General features: G+C 70.1%; 19 protein-coding genes. 7 read left to right on the forward strand and 12 right to left on the reverse strand.

Annotated features, from left to right (window positions below; translation table 11 throughout):
• Positions 1-12 precede the first annotated feature (12 nt).
• The 9 genes from AB4112_RS34165 to AB4112_RS34205 form a co-directional block, all read right to left on the reverse strand.
• Complete coding sequence (locus AB4112_RS34165; protein ID WP_441726683.1) at positions 13-1,284, reverse strand: RNA polymerase sigma factor; 1,272 nt, start codon at positions 1,282-1,284, stop codon at positions 13-15.
• On the reverse strand, positions 1,281-1,652 hold the full coding sequence (locus AB4112_RS34170; protein ID WP_441726686.1) for a YciI family protein: 372 nt from the start codon (positions 1,650-1,652) through the stop codon (positions 1,281-1,283). The genes AB4112_RS34165 and AB4112_RS34170 overlap by 4 nt, the downstream gene beginning before the upstream one ends.
• 298 nt (positions 1,653-1,950) lie before the next feature.
• Positions 1,951-2,790, reverse strand: a complete 840-nt coding sequence (locus AB4112_RS34175) for an aminoglycoside phosphotransferase family protein (RefSeq protein ID WP_441726689.1) — start codon at positions 2,788-2,790, stop codon at positions 1,951-1,953.
• A gap of 41 nt (positions 2,791-2,831) precedes the next feature.
• Positions 2,832-3,710, reverse strand: coding sequence for an alanine--tRNA ligase-related protein (locus AB4112_RS34180; RefSeq protein ID WP_441726692.1), 879 nt, complete (start codon positions 3,708-3,710; stop codon positions 2,832-2,834).
• Positions 3,711-3,790: 80 nt separating this feature from the next.
• Positions 3,791-5,518, reverse strand: a complete 1,728-nt coding sequence (poxB, locus tag AB4112_RS34185; protein WP_441726694.1) for a ubiquinone-dependent pyruvate dehydrogenase — start codon at positions 5,516-5,518, stop codon at positions 3,791-3,793.
• Positions 5,519-5,669: 151 nt separating this feature from the next.
• Positions 5,670-6,197, reverse strand: coding sequence for a (R)-specific enoyl-CoA hydratase RipB/Ich (gene ripB, locus AB4112_RS34190; RefSeq protein ID WP_441726697.1), 528 nt, complete (start codon positions 6,195-6,197; stop codon positions 5,670-5,672).
• A 14-nt stretch (positions 6,198-6,211) separates the two neighbouring features.
• Positions 6,212-6,781: a DUF1993 domain-containing protein gene (locus tag AB4112_RS34195; protein WP_441726700.1), complete on the reverse strand. Its 570-nt coding sequence runs from the start codon at positions 6,779-6,781 to the stop codon at positions 6,212-6,214.
• A 189-nt stretch (positions 6,782-6,970) separates the two neighbouring features.
• Entirely contained in the window at positions 6,971-7,564 is a 594-nt protein-coding gene (locus tag AB4112_RS34200; RefSeq protein ID WP_441726703.1) for a HutD/Ves family protein, read from the reverse strand.
• 215 nt (positions 7,565-7,779) lie between these two features.
• Positions 7,780-8,526 (reverse strand): 2OG-Fe(II) oxygenase, encoded by a 747-nt coding sequence (locus tag AB4112_RS34205; RefSeq protein WP_441726705.1) that lies wholly within the window; start codon positions 8,524-8,526, stop codon positions 7,780-7,782.
• Between the two features lie 248 nt (positions 8,527-8,774).
• Between AB4112_RS34205 and AB4112_RS34210 the strand changes: the two genes are divergently transcribed.
• Complete coding sequence (locus AB4112_RS34210) at positions 8,775-9,917, forward strand: vWA domain-containing protein (RefSeq protein WP_309795014.1); 1,143 nt, start codon at positions 8,775-8,777, stop codon at positions 9,915-9,917.
• 12 nt (positions 9,918-9,929) lie between these two features.
• Here AB4112_RS34210 and AB4112_RS34215 read toward each other — a convergent pair whose 3' ends face one another.
• The gene (locus AB4112_RS34215; RefSeq protein ID WP_441726708.1) at positions 9,930-10,736 is read right to left on the reverse strand and encodes a helix-turn-helix transcriptional regulator; all 807 of its coding nucleotides are present in this window, start codon (positions 10,734-10,736) and stop codon (positions 9,930-9,932) included.
• A gap of 120 nt (positions 10,737-10,856) precedes the next feature.
• Here AB4112_RS34215 and AB4112_RS34220 point away from each other — a divergent pair, with 120 nt between their 5' ends.
• The 4 genes from AB4112_RS34220 to AB4112_RS34235 all read left to right on the forward strand — a co-directional run bounded on the left by AB4112_RS34220 (position 10,857) and on the right by AB4112_RS34235 (position 16,080).
• Positions 10,857-12,314, forward strand: coding sequence for an MFS transporter (locus AB4112_RS34220; RefSeq protein WP_441726710.1), 1,458 nt, complete (start codon positions 10,857-10,859; stop codon positions 12,312-12,314).
• Positions 12,315-12,437: 123 nt separating this feature from the next.
• Positions 12,438-13,046: a 3-isopropylmalate dehydratase small subunit gene (gene leuD / locus AB4112_RS34225; RefSeq protein WP_309795021.1), complete on the forward strand. Its 609-nt coding sequence runs from the start codon at positions 12,438-12,440 to the stop codon at positions 13,044-13,046.
• A gap of 168 nt (positions 13,047-13,214) precedes the next feature.
• Positions 13,215-14,330, forward strand: a complete 1,116-nt coding sequence (gene leuB / locus AB4112_RS34230; RefSeq protein ID WP_309795023.1) for a 3-isopropylmalate dehydrogenase — start codon at positions 13,215-13,217, stop codon at positions 14,328-14,330.
• Positions 14,331-14,685: 355 nt separating this feature from the next.
• Positions 14,686-16,080 (forward strand): OmpP1/FadL family transporter, encoded by a 1,395-nt coding sequence (locus AB4112_RS34235; RefSeq protein ID WP_441726714.1) that lies wholly within the window; start codon positions 14,686-14,688, stop codon positions 16,078-16,080.
• Between the two features lie 194 nt (positions 16,081-16,274).
• Here AB4112_RS34235 and AB4112_RS34240 read toward each other — a convergent pair whose 3' ends face one another.
• Complete coding sequence (locus AB4112_RS34240; RefSeq protein ID WP_441726717.1) at positions 16,275-16,607, reverse strand: Mpo1-like protein; 333 nt, start codon at positions 16,605-16,607, stop codon at positions 16,275-16,277.
• Between the two features lie 213 nt (positions 16,608-16,820).
• Here AB4112_RS34240 and AB4112_RS34245 point away from each other — a divergent pair, with 213 nt between their 5' ends.
• Together AB4112_RS34245 and AB4112_RS34250 are read left to right on the forward strand one after the other, a co-directional pair.
• Positions 16,821-17,849: an aspartate-semialdehyde dehydrogenase gene (locus AB4112_RS34245; RefSeq protein WP_309795030.1), complete on the forward strand. Its 1,029-nt coding sequence runs from the start codon at positions 16,821-16,823 to the stop codon at positions 17,847-17,849.
• 165 nt (positions 17,850-18,014) lie between these two features.
• Positions 18,015-18,236, forward strand: coding sequence for a hypothetical protein (locus tag AB4112_RS34250; protein ID WP_309795032.1), 222 nt, complete (start codon positions 18,015-18,017; stop codon positions 18,234-18,236).
• Here AB4112_RS34250 and AB4112_RS34255 read toward each other — a convergent pair.
• A partial coding sequence (locus AB4112_RS34255; RefSeq protein WP_441726721.1) for an adenylate/guanylate cyclase domain-containing protein occupies positions 18,217-19,031 on the reverse strand: 815 nt, incomplete at its 5' end. The genes AB4112_RS34250 and AB4112_RS34255 overlap by 20 nt on opposite strands.

Here is a 19,031-nt window from a genome sequence, read left to right on the forward strand (position 1 = left end):
AAAATCTCGGGGTCAGCTGGACGCCTTGGCGTCGGCCTCGGCCCCGTCCTGCTGCAGCCGGTCGAGATGCAGCCGGATATGGGCCGCCTCCGCCGCCGTGCCGGCCAGCGCGATGGCCTGGTCGTAGGCGGCGCGCGCCTCGCCGAAGCGGCCGAGCTGCTGCAGCAGCGCCCCCTTCAGCCCGAAGAAGTAGAAATAGCCGGACAGGCGCGGCGCCAGCGGCTCGATCATCTCCAGCGCCACCTGCGCGCCGTGCAGCTTGGACACCGCGACCGCCCGGTTGAGCGTGACCACCGGCGAGGGCTGCAGCCGCTCCAGCGCCTGGTACAGCAGGTCGATCTCGGCCCAGTCGGTGTCCTCGGGCCGCGCGGCGCGGGCGTGCAGCGCCGCGATCGCCGCCTGCAGCTGGTAGGGGCCGGGGCGGCGGTGGCGGATCGCCTTGTCGATCAGGGCCAGCCCCTCGGCGATCATGGCGCGGTTCCACAAGCCGCGGTCCTGGTCCTCCAGCAGCACGATGCTGCCGTTCTCGTCGAAGCGGGCCGGGGCGCGGGAATGCTGCAGCAGCAGCAGGGCGGCCAGGCCCATCACCTCGGGTTCGGCCGGGAACAGGCGCAGCAGCAGCCGGGCCAGGCGGATCGCCTCGTCGCACAGCGGCGCGCGCAGCGGCGCCTCCTCGCTGCTGACGGTGTAGCCCTCGTTGAACACCAGGTAGATCATGGCGGCGACGGCGGCCAGCCGCCCCGCCCGCTCCGGCGCACCCGGCGTCTCGAACGGCACGTCGGCGGCGGAGACGCGGGCCTTGGCCCGGGTGATGCGCTGCTCCATCGCCGCCTCGCCCACCAGGAAGGCGCGGGCGATCTGCCTGACCGGGATGCCGGAGACGACGCGCAGCGCCAGGGCGATCTGCTGGGTCGCCGGCAGGTCGGGATGGCAGCAGATAAACAGCAGCCGCAGGATGTCGTCGCGGTACTGGTTGCCGTCCAGCCGGTCGGCCATGTCGGCCTCGGCGTCATCCAGGTCGGACAGCAGCTCGTCCTCGGGCAACGGCACCTGCCGCTTGCCGCGCCGCACGGTGTCGAGCGCCGCGTTGCGGCCGACGAAGATCAGCCAGGCCGCGGGGTCGCGCGGCGGCCCCTTCTGCGGCCAGGTCTTCAAGGCCCGCAGGCAGGCGTCCTGGAACGCCTCCTCGGCGGTGTCGAGATCGCGGAAATAGCGCAGCAGGGCGCCGATCGCCTGGGGGCGGGCAGAGGTGATGGCCGCGTCGATCCAGGCGATGTCGGTCATGATCCAGCGGTTCCCGGCTTGAAGCTGCGGATCGGGCGGACCTCATAGGCCCCCCCGGGATTGGCGCGCGCGAGGTCGCGCACGATGTCCAGCACCTCGTCCAGCGAGGCGCAGTCGAAGGTGTAGAAGCCCAGAAGCTGCTCCTTGGTCTCGGCGAAGGGGCCGTCGATCACCAGCGGCTCGCCCGCGCCGCTGCGCAGGGTGGTGGCGGCGGTGGTCGGCAGCAGCCGGGCGACGGGCCCGATCTTGCCCTGCCGGGCCAGCGGCTCCTGCACCGCGACCAGCCGGGCTATGACGGCATCGTCTTCGGCCTTGCTCCAGCCCTCGGTCACGGCTTCGTTGTGGTAGCAGAGGACGGCGTACAGCATCCGGTCGTTTCCTTTTCATCCCGAGGACGAACGAGTATGCCCGCCGCCGACACCGCCGGCAAAAAATGCCGCCGGCCACGCCCGGGACGACGGGGAATGCCGGCGATTCCTTTCTAGTCCCCCCTCCCCTTGCGGGAGGGGGCTAGGGGGAGGGGTCTGCGCGCGTCCGCGCACGAATGGCCTGGGAACCCGGTCCCGCACAGGCTGGTCGGTCGCCAAGGATAGCTGGCTCGGGTGGAGAAAACCCCCTCCCCCTACCCCCWCCCGCGAGGGGAGGGGGGACTCAGATTGATCAGGTTCAGTCGCCGTCCAGCTCCGCCAGGGCCATCTCCGCCACTGCCAGGTCGATGGCGGGATGGTCGCCGTCATCGAGGCTCCAGACCGCGGACAGGCCGGCGGCGGCCAGCACCCAGCGCAGCAGACGGCCGCGCTCGATCCCCGCCGCCTCGGCCACCACCGCCGCTCGCCGGGCCAAGCGGCCGGGCACGGTGGCCACCGCCTCCTCAGGGGCGGCGAGGGCGGGCGCGCCGGGCAGGCCCATGTCGGGGTTGGTGAAGATGCTGCCGAAATCATAGCCGCGGTCGCCGACCAGGTGGCGCGGGTCGATCGCCAGCCAGCCGCGCGGGCCGAAATCCAGCACGTTGTCGTGGTGGAGGTCGCCATGCAGGGTGACGATCTCGCGCGGCGCCGCCAGCAGGTCGCGGGCCACGGCGGCGGCGCGCGCCACCACCCCGCCATGGCGGTCGCCGCCGAGGGTCAGCGGCTCGAACCACGCCGCCAGCGGCAGCAGCCCGTCCGGCAGCGGCCGGCCGCGCGGGGCGTGCAGCCCGGCCGCGGCGGCGCACAGGATGCGGCAGGCGTCGTCGTCCTGCCCCTGCCGCGCCATGGTGGTCAGCGAGCCGGGGCCGGTGGCGCGCTCCAGCAGCAGCGTGTCGTCGTGCTGGGCCAGCACCATGGCGGCGCCCTCGCCGGTCCAGTATTGCATCAGCAGGCAGCCCAGCCGCTCATCCGCGTTGACCGGCTGCTTGATCATGGCGGCAAGGTCGCCGCTGCGCACCGGCAGCAGCCGGCTGCCATGGGTGACGATCGGGTCGCCGTCCGGCACCAGGCTCCAGCGGGCCAGGTCGTCTTCGAACATCGTCTCGGTCCTGTGTTCGGGGGGATGGAATGCGGGCGGAGTCATGGCGCGTCCTCCAGCTCCGCCAGATCGATGCCATGGGTGTCGAACCACCATTCCGGCGGTTGGTCCGGGTGGCGGGTCTTGAGCCTGAGATAGCGGTCGCGCAGCCGCTGCTGGCGCGCCACCTCCGCCCGGAACTCCGGGTGGTCGAGCGTGCCGCCGAGCGCCCACAGCCGGCGCAGCAGCTTGCGCAGCACATAGCCCTGCGCCTTGCCGCCGGGCCGGTAGCCGCTGGCGATGATGCTCTCGATCGCGTCGACCAGGACCTGCTCCGGCGTTGGCGGCGGGGTGCCGTTGACCAGCATGTCCAGCCGGTCGAGGCCGAAGCCGCAATCGATGCCGTTGCCCAGCGGGTTGACGATGTTGCCGATCTCGACCCCGTCCCGATAGAACTCGGTGCAATAGCCGGAGATGGCGCCGTCGCTCCAGGTGCAGTCCGGGTCGGGCCGGATCGGCACGCGGCCGCGATACAGCGGCGACCACGCGTCCATCCGGTCGGGGTGGATGGTGACATGGTCCGGCCATGCGCCGATCCCGTCGAGGAAGGCGAGCCAGAAGTCGATCGCCTGCCCGACCGTCATGCGGCGGAACGAGAACAGGCCGATCATGTCGAAGCGGAGCCGGTGGGTGCCGTCGCCGATCTCGTCGAGATCGCCCAGCCGCAGGCAGGGCTGGAGGTTGGCGAAGGTGCCGGTGAAGGCCGGGTCGGCGAACAGCGGCTTGAACTGCTGCATCCCGGCCGTGCAGAACAGCGTGGTGCTGTCGAAGGGCCGAACCGATGGGTTGGTGGTGAAACCGATCCCCTTTTCCTCGCAGAAAAGCTGGAACCGGTGGGTCAGGCGTCCCGCGGGGACATAGGCAACCTCCTGTGCGCTCAAAGGCCCGCCGGGATGGCGGGCCTTCACATCATTTAGCCATGCGCCGGATGCGGTTTCAAGGCGCCGGCCCCGCCGCGCGGTCAGCGGCGCAGGTTGGTCCGGGCCAGCTCGACGATCGCGTCGACCCGGCCGTTCAGCACCGCCTTCAGCATGTACAGGGTGAAGCCCTTGGCCATCTCGCCGGTGACCTTGGGCGGCATCGCCAGCTCCATGCGGTTGACCACGGCGTCGATCAGCACCGGGCCGGGATGGGCCAGCGCCTCGGCCAGCTTGGTCTCGACCTCCGCCGGGTCCTCGATGCGCACGCCCTTGATGCCGATCGCCTCGGCCATGGCGGCGAAGTTGGGGTTGACCAGCTCCGTGCCGGTGTCGAGGAAGCCGGACGACTTCTGCTCCAGCTCGATGAAGCCGAGCGAGCCGTTGTTGAACACCACCACCTTCACCGGCAGCTTCAGCTGCACCAGGCTCAGCAGGTCGCCCATCAGCATGGTGAAGCCGCCGTCGCCGGACAGCGAGATCACCTGGCGCTTGGGGAAGGCGGCCTGGGCGCCGATCGACTGGGCCATCGCATTGGCCATCGACCCGTGCCAGAACGACCCCAGCAGCCGGCGCCGGCCGTTCATGGCGAGGTAACGCGCCGCCCACACCGTGGGCAGGCCGACATCGCAGGTGAAGATGGCGTCGTCTGCGGCCTGCTGGCTCAGCACCCGGGCGATGTGCTGCGGGTGCAGCGGGCCGCCGGGGCGCCCGGTGGCCAGCTCGTCCAAATCCTTGCGCGCCTCCTGGTAGCGCAGCACCGCGGCGTCGAGATGGGCCCGGTCGGTCTTGGGCTTCAGGCGCGGCAGCAGCCCCCGGATGGTCGAGACCACGTCGCCGATCAGGCCGAGATCGACCGGCGCCCGCCGGCCGATCGCCTCCGGCCGGATGTCGATTTGGGCGATGCGCGCGGCCTTTGGATAGAACTGGCGGTAGGGGAAGTCGGTGCCCAGCATCACCAGGGCGTCGCAGGATTCCATGGCGTAATAGCCGGAGGAGAAGCCGATCAGCCCGGTCATGCCGACGTCGTAGGGGTTCTCCCACTCGACATGCTCCTTGCCGCGCATGGCATGGACCACGGGGGCCTTCAGCGCCTCGGCCAGCTGCAGCAGCTCGGCATGGGCGCCCTCGCAGCCGCCGCCGCACAGCAGGGTGACGCGGGACGCGCCGTTCAGCAGCTCGGCCAGCTGGTCCAGCGCGTGGTCCGGCGGGGTGATGGTGGGCCGCGCCGGGGCCAGGCCCAGCGGCTTCGGCGCCGGCGCGTCGCCGGCCGGCTTCAGGGCGACGTCGCCCGGGATCACCAGCACGCAGACGCAGCGTTCGGCCGTGGCGCGGCGGATGGCGATCTCCAGCGCGCGGGGCATCTGCTCGGGGCTGGAGACCAGCTCGCAATAGCTGCTGCACTCGCGGAACAGCTGCTCGGGATGGGTCTCCTGGAAGTAGCCGGAGCCGATCTCGGCCGAGGGGATGTGGGCGGCGATGGCGACCACCGGCACGCGCGAGCGGTGGCAGTCGAACAGGCCGTTGATCAGGTGCAGGTTGCCCGGGCCGCAGCTGCCGGCGCAGACCGCCAGTTGGCCGGTGACATGCGCGTCGGCCCCGGCGGCGAAGGCCGCGACCTCCTCATGCCGCAGGTGCAGCCATTTGATGCCGCCATGGCGGCGCAGCGAGTCGGTGAAGCCGTTCAGGCTGTCGCCGACGATCCCGTAGATCCGCTGCACGCCGGCGGCGGCGAGGGTGTCGACCATCTGGTCTGCGACGGTTCTGGCCATGGCGGTCTCCTCGAACGGCAATTCGTGGAACGGTGACGGACCGGCGGTGCGGCCCGCATGCGACCTTATCGCCTGTATCGGGTCCGGCCGCGTGCCGGATGGTCGCACCGGGCGGCGGTCGGATCAGGGGAAAATCCACGGCCGCTGCAGGTCAGTAGTTCGCGGCCTCCTCCGGCGAATGGCCACGGCGGTGGACCAGCATGGTGCGTTCGAAGCTCATCACCTCGGCGCCGTCCTGGTTGAGGCCGCGGGTGGCGACGGTGACGATCCCCTGGGTCGGGCGGCTCTTGGACTCGCGCTTGTGCAGCACGGTGCTCTCGGCATAGAGGGTGTCGCCGGCGAAGACCGGGTGGCTGGCCTTCACCTTGTCCCAGCCGAGATTGGCGACGACCTTGGCGCTGACCGTGCGCACGCTCATGCCGGTCAGCAGCGCCAGGGTGAAAGTCGAATCCACCAGCATCCTCTTCCATTCGGTCTTGGCGGCGTAGGCGGCATCGAAATGGACCTGCTGGGTGTTCATGGTCAGCAGCGTGAACCAGACATTGTCGGCATCCAGCACGGTGCGGCCGGGCCGGTGCTCGAACACGTCGCCCGGCTCGAAATCCTCCCAGTACAGGCCCGAGGTCTCGCGGTAGCGGCGTTCGCCGACGGTCTTGTAGGCGGGCAGAACGGGATCCATGGGGTCTTTCCTCCTCAGCCGGCCGTGTAGACCGCCGGCCCCTCATAGTCCTGCTTGCCGAGGTCGACGCCGCTGTGGCGCAGGATCGCGTAGGCCAGGACGATGTGGAAATGGAAGTTCGGCAGGGCGTAGTGCAGCAGGAAGGGCAGCCCGGTGAAGTACCGCGTCCGGCCGCCCATGGTGACCGCGACCGGCCGGTCCTCGGCACCGTCGATGCGGTCCGGCGCCAGGCCGTCGAGATAGGAGAGGGCGGCGGCGATGCGGGCGGCAAGCTGCGGAAAGCTCTCCTCGCCCGCGGGGAAGGCGTGGCGGACGCCGCGGTTGAACACGGCGAAATCCTCCGCCTCCGGGTCGGGCAATTCGGCACCGGCCAGCCGCGCCGCCGTGCCCCGGGCGCCATCGGCCGCGATCTGCACCTGGCGGGCCAGCGGGAACATGTCCGGGGCCAGGCGGCTGGCCAGTAGGATATTGGGATCGAATCCCCGGACCGCGGCATGGGCCTCAGCCTTGGCGAGGATGACGGCGCATTGAGTCAGGCCGCGACGGAACACCGGCACCGAGGCCTGGTACATCGAGATCGTCATTCGCCTCGTCCCCGACTGTCATGCCCGGGCCTGACCCGCGGATGTCCGGTCGAGCTTTCCCTTATTGTCATGCCACGGCTTGACCGTGGCATCCAGGGGCGGCCAGAGCAGCTCTTGGTGGCCCCTGGATTGCCCGGTCAAGCCGGGCAATGACAGCAAAAGAATCCCGCGCCCTCTACGTCCGCACGTCTACCGCGGCCGCAGGGCCACGGCGTAAACCAAGCTGTCGGCCTCGGCGCCGCGCAGATGCGGGGCGCGGTCGTCCTCGTCCTCGACGATCGCGGTCTCGCCCTCGGTCACGGCGAGGTGGCGGCCGATGTCGATCACCGCGGTGCCGCGCAGCACGTGGAACAGCCAGACCGTCGCCGGCTCCAGCATTGCATCGGCGTCGTCCAGCGCCACCACCCGGTGGTCGATCTGCAGCGCCCGGTCGGCGATGACGTTGAGGTCGCGCACCGGGCCGTCGATCAGCCGGCAGGTGGTGGCGGCCTCACCATCGAAATCGAAGGGCTGGTGCGGCTGGTCGAGGCGGACGGTGTTCGGCGCCGCGCCGGCTTCGCTGATCGTCAGTTCCATGCCGGCGCCGGACAGCAGCATGATGGTCCGGCTGCAGCCGGGAAAGGCGGAGAACGGGCCTTCCGACGCCACGTCGGCCAGGCTCAGCCGCCAGCGGAGCCCCGCCGGGCCGTCGCCCGGCTCGAAGGCGATCTCGGCTGTCGTCCCGCCGCCGTTGCGCCAGGGCATCACACGGTGCTGGGCGGGCGAAACGATGCGAGCGGGCATGGGCGGCGCGACCTTGGCTGGTGGAGGCGGAACCATACCATAGGACGGGCCGCGTCCACGGCGTTTCCGACCTCCAGAAGGTCGCTCCGGGCCCGTCCCGGTGAGTCGGCTGGCGTGGCTTTCGAGAACCGGAGCGCAGCGCACATTTGGTGCGTGAGCACCGGAAGCGGAGAAAGCCGCGTCAGACGGCCGCCGGGGCGAACCCGGGGCGGCCTTCACCGGGCGTCGTGGAAGATCACCCCCAGCGTGTGCCGGCGGCCGGAGCGCAGGCGGCTGACCCCGTGCCGCAGATTGACCCGGTAGTCGCCGCGGGTGCCCGCGACCGGGCGGTGATGCACCGCGAAGGCCACGGCGTCGCCCTGGCGCAGCGCCACCACCTCCGGCCGCGACTGCATGCGCGGCCGCTGCTCGGTCAGCACGAACTCGCCGCCGGTGAAGTCGCGGCCTGGTTCGGACAGCAGGATCGCCACCTGCAGCGGGAAGGCCAGGTCACCATACAGGTCCTGGTGCAGGCAGTTGTAGTCGCCCGGCCCGTATTGCAGCAGCAACGGCGTCGGGCGCAGCTGGCCGGCGGCGTGGCACAGCTTCAGGAAGGCCTCGTGCTCCGCGGGATAGCGGGTGTCGATCCCCATCCGCCGGTTCCACTCATTGGCGATCGGCGCCAGCCGGGGATAGAGGGCGCCGCGCAGCCCGCCCACCAGGTCGGGCAGGGGATAGGCGAAGTACTTGTACTCGCCGCGGCCGAAGCCGTGCCGGCCCATCACCACCCGGCTGCGGAACGGGCCGTCCTGGGGATACAGCGCGGCGATGCTGCGGCATTCCTCGGGCGACAGCAGCTGCGGCAGCACCGCCGATCCCTGCTGGTCGAGCTCGCCGGCCGCGGCGGTCCAGTCGATCCGCGCCACCCGGTCGGCAGGGGAAGCGGCGGCGGGGGCCAAGGGGTGGAGAAGGGCGCGGGGCATCGGTTCGTCTCCCGGTGGTTCCGGTGGTTGGGGTCGTGACGCCACAGTGCCGATCCACGACCCGCGGCGCACTCCGGCGCTTGCGGCCGAATTCGGGCGGGCCCCGCCCGTGCCGACGGTCCGGCACAGGATCATGTCCGGATTGGGGAGGATGGCACTTCATTCCGCCCTGGAAACGACGCAGCGGGCGCCGAAACCAGTGTCATGACCGAGCCCTGCCGGGCCGGTATCCCTAGGAGAGTGCCACCATGACGCGCGCGATCGTTCGTGGACCCAAATTCCTCCGCACCCTGCTGCTGGGCAGCGCCCTCGGCGCCCTGCTGGCGGGGCCCGCCTGGGCGGTGCAGGGGCAGGACCAGGGGCGGCCCCAGGTCGAGGTCGCCTTCGTGCTCGACACCACCGGGTCGATGGCCGACCTGATCGACGGCGCCAAGCGCAAGATCTGGTCGATCGCCACCACCATCGTCGAGGCCAACCCCGACGCCGAGATCCGCATCGCGCTGGTGGCCTATCGCGACCGCGGCGACGACTACGTCACCCGGACCTACGAGCTGACCACGGATATCCAGGGTCTGTACGGCAAGCTGCTGCAGCTGCGCGCCGACGGCGGCGGCGACTGGCCGGAATCGGTGAACGAGGCGCTGCACGACGCGGTGACCAAGGTGCGCTGGAGCCAGGGCGGCCAGGCCCGCAAGATCGTCTTCCTGGTCGGCGACGCGCCGCCGCACATGGACTACGCCAACGCCCCGAAATACGCCGAGGTGGTGGCCGCCGCGCGCAAGAACGGCATCATCGTCAACGCGGTGCAGGCGGGCAATGCCGGCGACACCCGGCAGATCTGGCAGGACATCGCCCAGCGCGGCGCCGGCCGCTACATCCCGATCCCGCAGGATGGCGGGCAGGTGGCGGCGATCGTCACGCCCTACGACGACGCCATCATCATCCTGCAGCGCCGGATCGACGCCACCGTGATCCCCTACGGCTCGGCGGTGCAGCAGGACGGCCTGCGCGAGAAGATGGACCTGCGCGCGTCGGCCCCCGCCTCGGTCCAGGCCGACAATTCCGGCTTCTACAGCAAGCGGTCCGACCGCACCGAGGTCGTGACCGGTGCCGGCGACCTGGTGGCCGACGTCGCCAGCGGCGCCAAGGCGCTGGGGTCGGTGTCGGATGACGAGCTGCCGGAGGTGCTGAGGGGCAAGACCGCGGAGGAGCGCCAGGCCTATGTCGCGCAGCAGCAGGCCGAGCGCGCGGCGCTGACGACCGAGATGGCGGCGCTGGTCGGCCAGCGCGACAGCTTCATCGAGGCCGAACAGGCGAAGCAGGCCGGCTCGGCGCCGGTCGACAGCTTCGACCGCGCGGTCGAGGAGACGCTCCGCACCCAGCTGGAGTAAGGGCGGACGTCCCTACGCCCGCGGCACCGGGGTGTAGGTCACCATCCGCAGGTCCGGCGCGCCTTCGACGGTGAAGGTGGCGTGGGCGAATTCCAGCAGGCCCAGCGTGTCGTGCCGGATGCGCTTGATCCCTTCGCTGCGCTCCGACACGTCCTGGCCGGGCCACCAGCGGCGGAACTCCGGGCTGGCCGCCTGCAGCGCCTCGACCAGTTCGGTAAAGGCGGGGTCGGCGCCGGCCCGGCCGTGGTCCAGGCGGAACTTGGCCAGGACGCGGCGGGCGGCGCCCTCCCAGTCCGGGATCATCCGGCGCCAGCGTGGCTCGGTGAAGATCAGCCACAGGCTGTTGCGCTCGGCCGGCGGGATCGCCGCGTAGTCGCCGAACAGCGCGGTGTTGGCCGCGTTCCATGCCACCACGTCCCAGCGCGCGGTCTTGATGTAGGCGGGGTTCGGCAGGCTGTCCAAGAGGGACTGCAGGATCGGCGAGACCGTCGGCAGGCCGGGCGCGGCATGCGGCGGCGGCCGGTGCTGCGCCAGGGCGTAGAGGTGCTGGCGCTCGGCCGGGTCCAGCCGCAGCGCCCGGCACACCCGCTCCAGGAAGTCGGCGGAGACCTGGATGGCGCGGCCCTGCTCGAACCAAGTGTACCAGGTGACCCCGACCCCGGCGAGCTGGGCCACCTCCTCGCGCCGCAGCCCCGGCGTGCGGCGGCGGGATCCGGCGGGCAGGCCGACCTCGTCCGGGCTGGTGCGGGACCGGCGGTCGCGGACGAAGTCGGACAAGGCGCGGCGGTCGTCGGTGCGCTGCAGGGCGGAGACGGGCATAGGCTATTGTTTCTACTAATAGGATAAGAACTTATCTTTTCCTATTATAGACCATCCTCCAGTCTCTGTCGCGGGCGGACTGCCGGTCGCCGACTGCCGGTCCGCCGATGGAGATTCCCGATGACCGATGTGACCTACCCGGCCGAGGCCGCCCGGCGGCCGACCGTGGCGCGGCCCTGGCTCGCCCTGGCCGTGATGCTGCTCGGCCCGTTCATGACCGTGATGGATGTGATGATCGTCAATGTGGCGATCCCCAGCATCCGGCTGGGGCTGGGCGCCAGCTACGCCCAGGCCGAGCTGGTGGTGGCCGGCTACAGCCTGGCCTATGCGGTGGCGCTGATCACCGGCGGGCGGCTGGGCGACCTGCGCGGCCGGCGGCGGATGTTCGTCGCCGGGCTGCTCGGCTTCGCCGCGACCTCGGCCCTGTGCGGCCTGGCGACCAGCGCCGAAACGCTGATCCTGGCCCGGCTGCTGCAGGGCGTCGCCGCGGCGCTGCTGTTCCCGCAGGTGTTCTCGCTGATCCGCGTCACCTTCCCGGAGCCGCAGGACTGCGCCAAGGCCTTCGCCGCGCTCGGCGTGGTGCTGGGTCTGGCCGCGGTGGCTGGGCAGGTGCTGGGCGGCATCCTGGTCGCGGCCGATCTCTGGGGCCTAAGCTGGCGGCCGATCTTCCTGCTCAACATCCCGATCGGCCTCCTCGCCGCGGTGGCGGCGCCGCGGCTGATCCCGGCCGACACGGTGAAGCCGGGACAGCGGCTGGACCTCGTGGGCGTCGGGCTCAGTGCGCTCGGCCTCGGCCTGCTGCTGTATCCGCTGATCGAGGGGCGCGAAGCCGGCTGGCCGGGGTGGTCGCTGGCCATGCTGGCCGCCGCGGTGCCGGTGCTGGCCGGGTTCGCCTGGCTCCAGCACGCCCGGTCGCGCCGCGGCGCCTCGCCGCTGCTGCAGATGGCACTGTTCCGCGACCGCGCCTTCGCCGCCGGGGTGCTGCTGGTGATGGTGTTCTATTCGACCATGAACTCGGTCTATCTCGCCTACGCCTTCCTGGCGCAGCTAGGCCTCGGGCGGTCGGCGCTGGCGGCGGGGCTGGTGTTCTCCCCGGCCGCGGTCGCCTTCATGATCGCCTCGATCGCCGCCGGCCGGGTGGCGCCCGAGCGCCGGCGCGCGGTGCTGCTGGCCGGGGCGGCGATCGCGGCGCTGGGCGAGTTCGCCGCCGCCGCCACGGCGCTGCTGGCCGCGCCGCTGCAGGCGGAGGCGCTGATCCCGGCGCTGCTGCTGCTCGGGGTCGGGCAGGGCCTGCTGATGACGCCGCTGCTCAACACCATCCTCGGCGGCATCCATGACGGCCATATCGGATCGGCCTCCGGCATGCTCAGCACCATGCAGCAGGTCGGCGGCGCCTTCGGCGTGGCCCTGGCCGGGATCCTGTTCGCCGTGGTGCTGGACGGCGCCCGCGCCGCGGGGCTGGGCGAGGCTGCGGCCTATGCCCGCGCCTTCGCCGCCGCGGCCGGCTATGGTGGGTTGGCGACGCTGGTGACCTTGGGGCTGCTGTTCGCGCTGCCGAAGGGTGACCGGGCCGGTTGAGCGGCGCCCGGCGCGAATTGCACCGCGGGGAGGGTGACGATTCCGCGCTTTGGGCCGGCGGCCGGCTGTGGCATGACTTTGCGGCTAAGCTTCCCCATTGGCCTTTTGAGCACAGCCGCCGCCATGCAGCCCTTCACCACGCTCACCGCCGTCGCCGCCCCGCTGCCGATCGTCAATGTCGACACCGACATGATCATCCCGAAGCAGTTCCTGAAGACGATCAAGCGCACCGGCCTCGCCGCCGGCCTGTTCTACGAACTGCGCACCGACGAGCAGGGCAACCCGAAGGATTTCGTGCTCGACCAGCCGGCCTATCGCAAGGCCCAGATCCTGGTCGCGGGCGACAATTTCGGCTGCGGCTCGTCGCGCGAGCATGCGCCCTGGGCGCTGCTGGATTTTGGCATCCGCTGCGTGCTGGCCACCAGCTTCGCCGACATCTTCTACAACAACTGCTTCAAGAACGGCATCCTGCCGATCGCCCTGCCGCAGGAGCAGATCGAGCTGTTGATGAAGGACGCCGAGAACGGCGCCAACGCGACCATGACGGTCGACCTGGAGAAGCAGGAGATCACCCGGCCGGACGGCGAGAAGATTTCCTTCGATCTCGAGCCCTTCCGCAAGCACTGCCTGATCAACGGCCTCGACGACATCGGCCTGACCATGCAGCAGACCACGGCGATCGACGATTTCGAGGCCAAGCGCAAGGCGGCGCAGCCCTGGCTGGCGGCCTGACGCCGGCTGCCCATTCCTTGGTCGTCATTCCCGCGAAAGCGGGAAGCTGTTTCAGGATTGTCGCGAGATCCCCGCTTTCGCGGGGATGACGGAAGTGGGAGAGGGAAGATCCCGATCCCGGTCCCTTGCGACCACCGTTCCTCCAACCCCCGCTGAAGGTCGTTTCCCATGGCTGCCAACAAGAAGCTCCTCGTCCTCGCCGGTGACGGCATCGGCCCGGAGGTGATGGGCGAGGTCAAGCGCGTCGCCGCGTGGATGGGCAGCCAGCGCGCCGTCGGCTTCGACATCGACGAAGCGCTGGTCGGCGGCTGCTCGATCGACGCCAACGGGGTGCCGGTCACCGACGCGACCATGGACAAGGCGATGACGGTCGACGCCGTGCTGCTGGGCGCGGTCGGCGGGCCGAAATGGGACGGCGTCGACTTCTCGATCCGGCCGGAAGCCGGCCTGCTGCGCCTGCGCAAGGACATGGAGCTGTTCGCCAATCTGCGCCCGGCGCTGGTCTACCCGGCCCTGGCCGATGCCTCGTCGCTGAAGCGCGAGATCGTCGAGGGCCTCGACATCCTGATCGTGCGTGAGCTGACCGGCGGCGTGTATTTCGGCGAGCCGCGCGGGATCACCGACCTCGGCAACGGCGAACGCCGCGGCATCAACACCCAGGTCTACACCACGTCGGAGATCCGCCGCGTCGCCGCCGTCGCCTTCGAGCTGGCGCGCAAGCGCGGCAACCGGCTGTGCTCGGTCGAGAAGATGAACGTCATGGAATCCGGCCGGCTGTGGCGCGAGGAGGTGACCAGGCTGCACCAGGAGCAGTATTCCGACGTCCAGCTCAGCCACATGCTGGCCGACAACTGCGCCATGCAGCTGGTGCGCAACCCGAAGCAGTTCGACGTCATCGTCACCGACAACCTGTTCGGCGACATGCTGTCGGACGAGGCGGCGATGCTGACCGGCTCTCTCGGCATGCTGCCCTCGGCCTCGCTCGGCGCGCCCGATGCCGCCGGCCGCCGCAAGGCGCTGTACGAGCCGGTGCACGGCTCGGCCCCCGACATCGCCGGCCAGGGCAAGGCCAACCCGATCGCTACCCTGCTCAGCTTCGCCATGATGCTGCGCTACAGCTTCGACCTCGGCACCGAGGCCGACCTGATCGAGGGCGCGGTGTCCGACGTGCTCGACCGCGGCATCCGCACCGCCGACATCGCCGGCACCGGCGCGGCCCAGCTGGTCTCGACCGGCGACATGGGCACCGCGATCCTCGAGGCCATGGCCCAGCGCTCGCGCTGAACCGTTCCTTCTTTCTTCAGTATTTGTGCGGTGCAACAAGGCGAGGCCGTTTGGCCTCGCCTTTTGTCTGGCATTTTCATCAGTCCCGGCGACGGCGAATCATTGCCCTGCGATTCGTCCGCCAAGGCAAAAATGCATTGCATTTGCCATTTCTTCGGCCCATCGCCGCAGAATGGTTGACGTAGCGTCACGCTGGGGTTTTGGTTACTGGACACTCCCGATCCGAGCGGTCCCTTCATCAGTGCTTGACGACCTGTCGTCTTGGGCATGACGGTAGCGTTACAAACGTAGTCATACGTTACAAACGTCATCGTTGCGCGACATGGTCGGGCAACGGCAGGGGGGACAGGCCGAGATGAATCAGCGGATCATCGGGGGCATTTCGCGTCTTGCGCTGGCGGTGGCGGGGATCGCCGCCGGGGGGCTCTTCGGAGCCAGTGCCGCGAACGCCGCCGGTTTCTTCATCCAGGAGCAGAGCGTGACCGGCCTCGGCCGTGCCTTCGCCGGCGGGGCCGCCGCGGCCGACGACGCCAGCACCATCTTCTTCAACCCGGCCGGCATGACCTTCCTGAAGCAGGGCGAGGCGCAGTTCGGCGGCAGCCTGCTGATCCCGGATTCGCGGCTGACGGACAAGGGCTCGACCATCGACTACCCGGCGTTCCGCACGCCGCGCGGCATCTTCGATCCGCCGCCCGGCCGGATCTCGGGCGAGAGCAAGAGCAACAACCCCTACGACGCGACGCTGGTGCCGCACGGCTATGTCGCCGTGCCGGTGCCGTCCACCGACAACCGGCTGTGGGTCGGCATCGGCGTGGGCGCGCCCTTCGGGCTGGAGAGCCGGTACGACGGCAACTGGTTCGGCCGCTACGACGCCACCAAGACCCAGCTGCTGGTCTACAACGTGTCGCCGACCGTCGCCTATCGGGTCAACGACTGGCTGTCGATCGGCGGCGGCATCGACATCTCCTACGCCTGGGCCAAGCTCGAAAGCCATGTGCCCAACCCGGTGGGGGCCCTGCTGCCGGCCTATGACGAGGACGGCAAGCTGACGATCAAGGGCGAAAGCTGGGCGGTCGGCTACAACATCGGCGCCATCGTGCAGCCGGTCGAAGGCACCCGGCTGGGCGTGCATTTCCGCTCCGGCGTCGATCACCGGCTGGACGGCTCGGCCGAGCTCAAAGGCATCGCCTTCCCGCCGCTGCCGGGGTTGCCGCCGACCGCCGATTTCAACACCGGCGGCACCGCCAAGCTGAACCTGCCCCCGATGGTGACCTTCGGCATCCGCCAGGAGATCACGCCGCAGATCGCTTTGCTCGGCGGCGTCACCTGGTACGGCTGGTCGTCGTTCAAGGAGATCCGGGTCAAGCGCGAGGACGGCGGCGACGACCTGGTGAACACGCAGCGCTACCAGGACACGGTCGGCCTCTCGATCGGCGGCGAATACTACTGGAACGATGACCTCACGCTGCGGGCGGGCTTCCAGTACGACCCGACGCCGACCAAGTCGGGCTACCGCTCCAGCCGCACCCCGGACGGCGATCGCTACTGGCTCTCCGCCGGCGTCAGCTACAACGTCATGGAGAACATGTCGGTCGACTTCGGCTACACCCACGTCTTCATGGACGCGCACAAGCTGGATGCGGATCGCGACTTCTATGTCGGCACGCCGCTGGAGACGCGGGTGTCCTACGACGCCAGCAACAGCAGCAGCGTCGACATCGTCGCCATGGGCCTGCGCTACCGGTTCTGATCGGCCGGCGTCGTCCCCTCGACGTCACGAGCCCGCCCCGGGAGACCGGAGCGGGCTCGGTCGCGTTTGGGGGGGCGGCCGGGGGTCAGGCCGCCCGCCCGGCCGTGCCCGCGGCCTGCAGCAGCGCGATGGCCTCCGCCGTCGTCCTGACATCGCTATCATGCCGCCACGCCAGTAGCATTATGGGACGGTCTCTAGGGTTCGAGCCCGGCGCGGCGCAGCTCACCATTCAAGCGGCCGGTGACCCACAGCGCGTACATGCGGAAGTCGCTGGCCAGCGACCACAGCGGATGGATGAAGGTGGCCGGGCGATTGTGTTCGATGAAGACATGCCCGATCCAGGCGAACAGGTAGCCGGCGACCAGCGCCGCCGGCAGCCACCACCAATTGCCGGTGACGATCAGCAGGATGAGACAGATCAAGGCCAGGCTGGTGCCCAGGAAGTGCAGCGCCCGGGTTCGCGCCCGGCCGTGCTCGCGCAGGTAATAGGGCCAGAAGGCGGAATAGCTCGGCAGCTTCTCGGCCATCGCGTTTCCCTCCAGGAAGCTCAAGGGTTGCAGGATGTTGCCGCCGGCCCATCTATAGGCGGATCTCGGAAATCCCGTTTGGTCCAGCCGACAGCCGGCACTTGACGGCATGATCGTCACGCGCGAATCGCATGGCTGCGCCGTTGCGCGCAGGCCGGCAACCATTCTACCGAGTGCATCCGTCACAGCAATCGAACAAGCCGGATCAAAGACATGGGCTATCGGGTCGCGGTCATCGGAGCCACCGGCAATGTCGGTCGCGAGATGCTTTCCATCCTCGCCGAGCGGGAGTTCCCGGTCGACCAGGTCGTCGCGCTGGCGTCGGAGCGTTCGATCGGGCGCGAGGTGTCCTTCGGCGACAATGACATCCTCAGGATCCAGGAGCTCGCCAGCTTCGACTTCAAGGGCATCGACATCGTGCTGTCCTCGCCGGGCGCCAAGGTCTCGGCGGTGCACAGCCCGCGCGCGGCCAAGGCCGGGGCGGTGGTGATCGACAACACCTCGCATTTCCGGATGGACCCGGACGTGCCGCTGGTGGTGCCCGAGGTCAACCCGCAGGCGATCGCGCAGTTCACCCGCAAGGGCATCATCGCCAACCCCAACTGCTCGACCATCCAGATGGTGGTGGCGCTGAAGCCGTTGCACGACCTCGCCAAGATCCGCCGCGTCGTGGTCTCGACCTACCAGTCGGTCTCCGGCGGCGGCAAGGAGGCGATGGACGAGCTGTTCAACCAGACCCGCGCCGTCTACGTGAACGATCCGATCGTGAAGGAGAAGTTCACCAAGCAGATCGCCTTCAACGTCATCCCGCACATCGACAGCTTCATGGATGACGGGTCGACGAAGGAAGAGTGGAAGATGGTGGTCGAGACCAAAAAGATCCTCGACCCCTCGATCAAGGTCATCGCCCATTGCGTGCGCGTGCCGGTGTTCATCGGCCATGCCGAGATGGTGAACATCGAGTTCGAGCGGCCGATTTCGGCCGGCGAGGCGCGGGCCGCGCTGAAGCGGGCGCCGGGCGTCGCGGTGGTCGACCACCGGCAGGACGAGGGCTATGTCACCCCGGTCGAGGTCGCGGGCGAGGATTCGGTCTATGTCAGCCGCATCCGCGAGGACTCGACGATCGAGAACGGTCTGTCGATGTGGGTCGCCGCCGACAATCTGCGCAAGGGCGCGGCGCTGAACACGGTCCAGATCGCCGAAGCGCTGGTCAAGGGCGGTTACCTCAAAAAGGCGGCTTAAGTCTTTCCAGCTAGAGCGGGAGAGGATTCCGGATAGGGATCCTCTCCTTTTTTGTTGGCGTCAGCCCTCTGGAACAAGCCGCGGCCGGGTCTCGCCTTTGCATATAGACAATTTTATATATTTTATGTAGATGGGGGGATGGCCCCCCCTGTCCGGTATCCCCGCATGAGCGGCTTGACGGCCTGCGAGATCGAGCGCTCCGCCCAGGTCCTGCTGCGCCGCCATGGCGATGGCGCGCCGGACGAGGCGCGGCGCCAGGCGGATTCCTGCGATCCCGCCGACCAGCCCCATTGGGTGGCGACCTGGCTGCTGATCGCGGAGATCTGCGAGGAGCTGCTGGCCGCCGCCACGGGCCAGGACCGGCCGGTCATGCGTCCGGCAATGTGAAGACGGCGCAGGGCGCGGCGATGCCGCGCAGCGCGTGTTCCCCCAGCGGCACCAGCGGCATCGCGGTCTCGGCCGCGACCGCGCCCGAGATCAGCACCGACCGGCCGAGCGGCCGGCACAGCCCCTCCAGCCGGCTGACCAGATTGACCGCCGGGCCGATGGCGGTGAAGTCCAGCCGGTCGGCCGCGCCGATGTTGCCCCACAGCATCTCGCCCAGATGCACCGCCGCGCCGAAGGGCAGGGGCGGCAGGCCCTGGGCCTGCCGGGCGGCATCGAGATGCGCCATCCCGGCCCGGGCCGCGACCACCGCGCGCAGCGCCGCGTCGCAGGCGGCGGCGGGCGGGCCGGCGACCGGGAAGATCGCCAGCACGCCGTCGCCGATGAACTTCAGCACCTCGCCGCCGAAGGCGTGCACCGCCCCGGCGATGCGGTCGAACCAGGAGTCCAGCGCGGCGATCACCGCCGCCGGGGCCGTCACCTCCGACAAAGCGGTGAAGTCGCGCAGATCGGCGTACAGCAGGACAGCGCGGATGCTGTCGCCGGCGTCGCGGCGCATGGCGCCGGCCTGCACCCGGGCGGCGCTGCGCCGGCCGAGATAGGCCTCCAGCAGCGCGGTCAGCGTCGCCTGCGCCGCCAGGGCGGCCAGCGGCGCGGCGGCGAAGCGCGCGGCCTGGCGCAGCCGGTCGGCTTCAGCGGGGTCGAGCGGGCGGCTGACGGCCCAGCCCAGCACCGGCCGCTCCGGCCCCGGGCCGATGCTGTCCTCGTGCAGCGGGCCGGGGCCCAGGCCGGCCAGCC

Source organism: Inquilinus sp. 2KB_23 (genome assembly GCF_052115705.1).
GTDB classification, from domain to species: Bacteria; Pseudomonadota; Alphaproteobacteria; order DSM-16000; family Inquilinaceae; genus Inquilinus; species Inquilinus ginsengisoli_A.

Bases quoted from the DNA above. Each gene is read 5' to 3' on its own strand.
- poxB (WP_441726694.1), bottom strand. From the start codon at position 5,518: ATGGCCAGAACCGTCGCAGACCAGATGGTCGACACCCTCGCCGCCGCC.
- AB4112_RS34220 (WP_441726710.1), top strand. From the start codon at position 10,857: ATGACCGATGTGACCTACCCGGCCGAGGCCGCCCGGCGGCCGACCGTG.
- AB4112_RS34250 (WP_309795032.1), top strand. From the start codon at position 18,015: ATGAGCGGCTTGACGGCCTGCGAGATCGAGCGCTCCGCCCAGGTCCTG.
- AB4112_RS34240 (WP_441726717.1), bottom strand. From the start codon at position 16,607: ATGGCCGAGAAGCTGCCGAGCTATTCCGCCTTCTGGCCCTATTACCTG.
- AB4112_RS34165 (WP_441726683.1), bottom strand. From the start codon at position 1,284: ATGACCGACATCGCCTGGATCGACGCGGCCATCACCTCTGCCCGCCCC.
- AB4112_RS34170 (WP_441726686.1), bottom strand. From the start codon at position 1,652: ATGCTGTACGCCGTCCTCTGCTACCACAACGAAGCCGTGACCGAGGGC.
- ripB (WP_441726697.1), bottom strand. From the start codon at position 6,197: ATGGATCCCGTTCTGCCCGCCTACAAGACCGTCGGCGAACGCCGCTAC.
- AB4112_RS34195 (WP_441726700.1), bottom strand. From the start codon at position 6,781: ATGACGATCTCGATGTACCAGGCCTCGGTGCCGGTGTTCCGTCGCGGC.
- leuD (WP_309795021.1), top strand. From the start codon at position 12,438: ATGCAGCCCTTCACCACGCTCACCGCCGTCGCCGCCCCGCTGCCGATC.
- AB4112_RS34215 (WP_441726708.1), bottom strand. From the start codon at position 10,736: ATGCCCGTCTCCGCCCTGCAGCGCACCGACGACCGCCGCGCCTTGTCC.
- AB4112_RS34205 (WP_441726705.1), bottom strand. From the start codon at position 8,526: ATGCCCCGCGCCCTTCTCCACCCCTTGGCCCCCGCCGCCGCTTCCCCT.
- leuB (WP_309795023.1), top strand. From the start codon at position 13,215: ATGGCTGCCAACAAGAAGCTCCTCGTCCTCGCCGGTGACGGCATCGGC.
- AB4112_RS34200 (WP_441726703.1), bottom strand. From the start codon at position 7,564: ATGCCCGCTCGCATCGTTTCGCCCGCCCAGCACCGTGTGATGCCCTGG.
- AB4112_RS34175 (WP_441726689.1), bottom strand. From the start codon at position 2,790: ATGTTCGAAGACGACCTGGCCCGCTGGAGCCTGGTGCCGGACGGCGAC.
- AB4112_RS34235 (WP_441726714.1), top strand. From the start codon at position 14,686: ATGAATCAGCGGATCATCGGGGGCATTTCGCGTCTTGCGCTGGCGGTG.
- AB4112_RS34245 (WP_309795030.1), top strand. From the start codon at position 16,821: ATGGGCTATCGGGTCGCGGTCATCGGAGCCACCGGCAATGTCGGTCGC.
- AB4112_RS34210 (WP_309795014.1), top strand. From the start codon at position 8,775: ATGACGCGCGCGATCGTTCGTGGACCCAAATTCCTCCGCACCCTGCTG.